This is a genomic window from Actinomycetota bacterium (assembly GCA_005774595.1).
In the GTDB taxonomy this organism is placed as follows: Bacteria; Actinomycetota; Coriobacteriia; order Anaerosomatales; family D1FN1-002; genus D1FN1-002.
The window spans coordinates 3,506-4,414 of record VAUM01000156.1 but is presented as its reverse complement, the minus strand read 5'-3'; the positions used below and the strand labels follow the sequence as shown (position 1 = coordinate 4,414).

General features: G+C 69.7%; 1 protein-coding gene. It reads left to right on the top strand.

Annotation, left to right across the window (positions count from 1 at the left end; translation table 11 throughout):
• On the top strand, positions 1-751 hold a 751-nt coding region (locus FDZ70_06895), incomplete at its 5' end, for an NYN domain-containing protein (protein TLM75604.1).
• Between the last annotated feature and the right edge of the window lie 158 nt (positions 752-909).

The window sequence follows — 909 nt, the reverse complement described above, 5'->3', positions numbered from 1 at the left end:
CATCGACTTCGAGAACCTGGCGCTCGGCGCCAAGCAGCAAAGCGTCGCCGGTCGTCGGCGCGCCAAGCGCGACGCGAACTTCGACATGAAGCGCGTGCTCGAGCGCCTCGTGGAGAAGGGCAAGATCGTCGCCAAGCGCGCGTACTCGGACTGGAGCCGCTTCCCCGAGTACGTCACGCCGCTGCACGAGCTGGGCATCGAGCTCATCGAGATCCCTGAGCGCGGCATGACCGGCAAGAACTCGGCCGACATCCGGCTCGTGGTCGACGCGATGGAGATGTCGCACTCGAAGGAGCACATCGACACCTTCGTCATCGTGTCGGGCGACTCGGACTTCACGCCGCTGGTCAGCAAGCTGAAGGAGAACGGCAAGACGGTCATCGGTCTCGGCATGAAGGACTCCACGTCCGACCTGCTCGCGGCCAACTGCGACGAGTTCATCTACTACGAGGATCTCGGAGCGGCGGCCGGCTCGCCGGCCATCGGCGACAAGATCCCGCGCACCAAGAAGCCCGCGTTCAAGCTGCTGTTCGAGACGATCGAGGCGCTGCAGCGCGAGAACGTCGAGGTCATGCACTCCTCGCTCCTGAAAGACACCATCAAGCGCAAGCAGCCGCAGTTCACCGAGAGCGCGTACGGCTACAAGTCGTTCACCGCGCTGCTGGAAGACGCGCAGAAGCTCGGCTTCGTGACGCTGCGCAAGGACCCGAAGTCCGGCACGTGGGTCGTCGAGGGCTTCGCGGGCTCGTAGGCGCGGGCGCGCGGGCGAGGCGGGGGCGGGGCGGGGGCAGAGGGGGGGGCCCGGGGGCCTGGGGCGGGGTGGGGGGTGGCTCGGCGGCGCGGCCGGCTCGGGCGGGGGCGGCGGGGCGGGGCGGGGTGGGCGGGGGCGGGGTGCGCGGGGCCGGGGGG